The organism is Actinomadura meyerae (genome assembly GCF_900188445.1).
GTDB lineage: Bacteria > Actinomycetota > Actinomycetes > Streptosporangiales > Streptosporangiaceae > Spirillospora > Spirillospora meyerae.
In genome coordinates this window covers 1-5,009 of sequence record NZ_FZOR01000089.1, presented here as the reverse complement: position 1 = coordinate 5,009, position 5,009 = coordinate 1, and the positions used below count along the sequence as shown (strand labels likewise).

1 protein-coding gene is annotated in these 5,009 nt (G+C 68.9%); it reads left to right on the top strand.

Translation table 11 applies throughout. The features are described 5' to 3' along the window. Window positions 1–5,009: type I polyketide synthase (locus tag CHF16_RS38915; protein ID WP_143228366.1), on the top strand; the 5,009-nt coding region annotated here is incomplete at both ends.

The following is a 5,009-nucleotide window of genomic DNA, read 5'->3' as shown; positions in this document are numbered from 1 at the left end:
GCCGTCATCAACAGCCCCACCAGCACCACCATCAGCGGCGCCCCAGACGCAATCCGCCAACTGGTCGACCACTACAAGGCACAGGACGTCGACGCGCGGCTCATCCCCGTCGACTACGCCTCACACTCACCCCACGTCGACACACTCCGCGACACCATCCTCCGCGACCTGGCCGACATCACCCCCACCCCCGCCAACACGCCCTTCTACTCCACCGTCACCGGCCAGAAATTCAACACCACCGGACTGACAGCCGAGTACTGGCACACCAACCTCCGCAACACCGTCCAATTCGCAACCACCCTCACCAACCTCCACGACGACCCCACCACCTACATCGAAATCAGCCCCCACCCCATCCTCACTCCGGCCATCCAACACACCCACCCTGATGCCCAAGTCGTCGCAACCCTGCACCGCAACCACCCACCCCACACCCACTTCCTCAACAACACCGCACAACTCCCCACCACCAACTACACACCCCTCTACACACCACACAACCCCCACACCACACCCCTCCCTACCTACCCCTTCCAACACCGGACCCACTGGCTCCACACGAGGCGTGACACCAGCGCTGAGAGCCTCGGGCTCGGCTCCAGCGGGCATGAGCTGCTCAAGACCGAGACAGAGCTGTCCGGCTCAGGGACTCTCCTCTTCACCGGACGCCTGTCGGCGCAGGACCTCCCCTGGTTCGCCGACCACACCGTGCACGACACCGTCCTGCTCCCGGGTGCCGCGTTCGTCGAACTCGCGCTCCATGCCGGGAAGCAGGCGGGACTGCCGCACGTCGAGGAACTCACCCTCGAGAGTCCCTTGCTCCTGCCTGAACAGGGTGGCGTCGATCTCCAAGTGACCGTCGAACCCGCTGATGACGACGGCAGGCGGGCCATCACCGTCCACTCGCGTCCGGTCACCCCCGATGCCGTCCTCTCCTGGACCCGGCACGCCACGGGCAGCCTCACCCCGTCTCCGGCTTCCACCAGTGAGGATGAGAAGGCAAGGCACTGGCCCCCGCAGGGCGCCGCCCCCGTCGACCTCACCGGCTTCTACTTCCGGCTGGCCGAGCACGGGTACCAGTACGGTCCGGTGTTCCAGGGCGTCACCCGGGCCTGGGACGGTCCCGACGGTCGCTACGCCGAGATCGCCCTCCCGGAAGGCACCGACACCAGCAGGTTCGGCATCCATCCCGCGCTTCTCGACGCCGCCCTGCACACTCTCCTCCCGGACGCGCAGAACGAGGACGAGTCGATCCAGCTCCCGTTCACCTGGCGGAACGTCACTCTTCACGGCAGCGGGGCGTCCGTCCTGCGCGTTGAACTGCGTCCTGGGCAGGATCAGGCCGCGATCACAGCGCGCGACCCTGACGGCAACGTCGTCATGACCGTCGGCGGCGTGGCACTCCGCCCCATTCCCGCGAAGCGCCTCGCCTCCGCGAACAGCACGAGCCACCGGTTCCTGTTCCAGCAGGAGTGGAGGACGACGCCTGTCCAGATCTCGGGCGGACGGCTCCCGACCTACACGTTCATCGGCGACGACAACGTGGAGCCGGCGGCCATTGCCGAGGATCGTCACCCCGACCTGCCCAGCCTGCTCCGGGCGATCGACGCCGGGGCCCAGGCACCTGAGTTCGTTGTCTGGCGCTGTCCGAGCCTCCCCTCGGCGGCGGATGTCGTCGGCCACACGCACAGCCTCGTCGAGAGCGTTCTGGATCTGCTGAGGGCCTGGGCCGAGGACGACCGGCTGCGTTCGTCGCGGCTGGTCGTCCTCAGCCGTCAGGCCGTGTCCGCCGATGTCGACGACGCCATCGACGTTCCATCTCTCGGAGCGGTGTGGGGGCTGGTGCGCACCGCCCAGACCGAGCATCCCGATCGTTTCGTGCTGGTCGACGTTGACAACGATCCCGCCAGCCTGTCCGCGCTGCCCAGCGCGCTTGCCAGCGGCCATCCTCAACTGGCGGTGCGCGGCGGAGATCTCCGCACTCCCCACATCGCCCGGACCGCACCAGTGGGTGAGGACCTCGCTCCGGAGTCGCTCGACCCGGACGGAACCGTGCTGATCACGGGAGGCACGGGAACGCTGGGCGCGATCGTCGCCCGTCACCTCGCCGCCGAGCACGGCGTCCGGCATCTCCTGCTAGCCAGCCGTTCCGGGCCTGACGCCCCGGGTGCCTTCGAACTGCGCACTGAACTCGCCGAACTGGGCACCGAGGTGGTCGTCGCGGCCTGCGACATCACCGACCGTGAGGCGCTGGCCGACCTACTGTCGGCGATTCCCGTCCGGCATCCGCTCACCGCGGTCGTTCACACGGCGGGCGTCCTCGACGACGGCACCCTCGCCAAACTGAGCCGCGACCAGATCGGCAGGGTCCTGGCGCCCAAGGCCGACGCCGCCTGGCACCTGCATGAGCTGACCAGGGACAAGGGCCTCAAGGCGTTCATCTTGTTCTCGTCGATCGTCGGCGTGCTCGGTTCGCCCGGTCAGGCCAACTACGCCGCCGCCAACGCCTTCCTCGACGCCCTCGCCCACCACCGGCATGACCTCGGCCTTCCCGCCACCAGCCTCGCGTGGGGCCTCTGGGACCAGGCGAGCGGAATGACCCGCCATCTCGGGGAGGGCGACCGCGCGCGACTCACCCGCGCCGGACTCAGCCCACTGACCACCAGGCAAGCCCTCCGGCTCTTCGACACCGCCTTCACCCACCCTGGCACCTCACTCATTCCCGCCAAGCTGGACACCAAGGCGCTGTACGAGCGGCGCCCGGAAACCTCCGGCACCGCGCTTCCCTCCTCGCCGGAGGAATTCGCGGAGTTGGTGCGCGCAGCCGCCGCGTCCGTCCTTGGCTACCCGGGGCCCGAAGCCGTCCAGGCGGAGAGCACCTTCAAGGAGCTGGGGTTCGACTCCCTCACCGCCATCCAGATCCGCAACCGGCTCGCTGACGCCACGGGTCTGCGGCTGCCCGCCACGCTCATCTTCGACCACCCCACCCCAGTGGCCCTCAGCGCCCACCTTCACCAACTGGTGGCGGGAGCGCCGGCAGAGGCCAGGGGAAGGAATTTGCGGCAATCGGTCGAGGAGCCGATCGCGATCGTGGCGATGGGGTGCCGCTACCCGGGCGGTGTGTCGTCACCTGAAGACTTGTGGGAGCTGGTCGAGCAGGGCCGCGACGCCATCACCCCGTTCCCCGACAACCGGGGCTGGGACCTGGACGCCCTCTTCGACCCCGACCCCGACGCGCCCGGGAAGTCCTACGCCCGCGAAGGCGGATTCCTCCACGACGCCGACCAGTTCGATGCCGCCTTCTTCGGCATTTCGCCGCGTGAGGCCACGGCGATGGACCCGCAGCAGCGGCTGCTGCTCGAAGTCGCCTGGGAGACCATCGAACGCGCCGGCATCGACCCGACCACGCTCAAAGACACATCCACCGGTGTCTACACCGGCGTCATGTACAACGACTACGCCGGCCGCCTCCGCGAGGCTCCGCACGACCTCGAAGGGCATCTCGGCAACGGCAGCGCGGGCAGTGTCGCGTCAGGCCGAGTCTCCTTCATCCTGGGCCTACAGGGACCTGCGGTCAGCGTCGACACCGCGTGCTCGTCGTCTCTCGTCGCACTTCACCTCGCCGTGCAGGCCGTTCGTACCGGTGAATGCGACCTGGCATTGGCCGGCGGCGTCACCGTCATGTCGTCGCCCACGATGTTCGTCGAGTTCAGCAGGCAACGCGGCCTTGCCTTCGACGGCCGATGTAAGCCCTTCTCCGCGGCGGCCGACGGCTTCGCAGGCGCCGAGGGCGTCGGGCTGGTACTGCTGGAACGCCTCTCGGACGCCCAGCGCAACGGCCGGCACATCCTGGCCGTGATCAAGGGCTCTGCGGTCAACCAGGACGGCGCCAGCAACGGCCTCACCGCACCCAACGGCCCTTCCCAGGAACGGGTCATCCGGCAAGCGCTCGACGGTGCCCGACTCGATTTCGGTGATGTGGACGCCGTCGAGGCCCACGGCACGGGCACCGCACTCGGCGACCCCATCGAGGCCAACGCGCTCCTCGCGACCTACGGCACCCGGCACACGCCGGAACAGCCGCTCTACCTGGGCTCCATCAAATCCAACATCGGCCACACGCAGGCTGCGGCAGGCGTCGCCGGGGTCATCAAGATGGTCCAGGCCATCAACCACGGCCACCTCCCCCCGAGCCTGCACGCCGACGAGCCCTCTCCCCACATCAACTGGGACGCCGGAACCGTCGCACTGCTCAGCCAGGCGCAACCCTGGCCCGAGCTCGACCGGCCGCGCCGCGCCGCCGTGTCCTCCTTCGGCATCAGTGGGACCAACGCCCACGTCATCCTGGAACAGGCTCCCGCCCCAGCAGCCGAGCCCATTCGTGCGCAGACCGATGCGGGAACATCGGCGCCCGTACTCGCCTGGCCTCTGTCGGCGAAGACCCCCGACGCGCTTCGCGCCCTGGGCCAGCGGCTCCTGGAGCACCTGGACCGCCATCCCGACGTCAGCCCCGTGGACGTCGGGTACACCCTGGCCACCGCCCGTGCCTCCTTCGCCCACCGCGCCGTCATCACCGGGACCGGACTGGACGACTTCCGCACCGGCCTGCGGGCGCTCGCCACCGGACAAACCGCACCCGGCCTCACCCTCACGCCCCCGGCCTCTGGGGACGGCCGGATCGTCTTCGTGTTCCCTGGCCAGGGGTCTCAGTGGGCCGGCATGGCCACCGAACTCCTGCACACCTCACCGGTGTTCGCCGACCACATCCAGGCATGCCACGACGCACTCGCCCCCTACACCGACTGGTCACTACTCGACCTGCTCCACCAGCAAGACGAAGCTCCCGATCTGGAGCGGGTCGACGTCGTCCAACCGGCACTGTTCGCCGTCATGACCGCACTGGCCAGACTGTGGCAACACCACGGCATCCACCCCGACGCCGTCATCGGCCACTCGCAGGGAGAGATCGCCGCCGCCTACACCGCCGGGGCACTGTCCCTGGACGA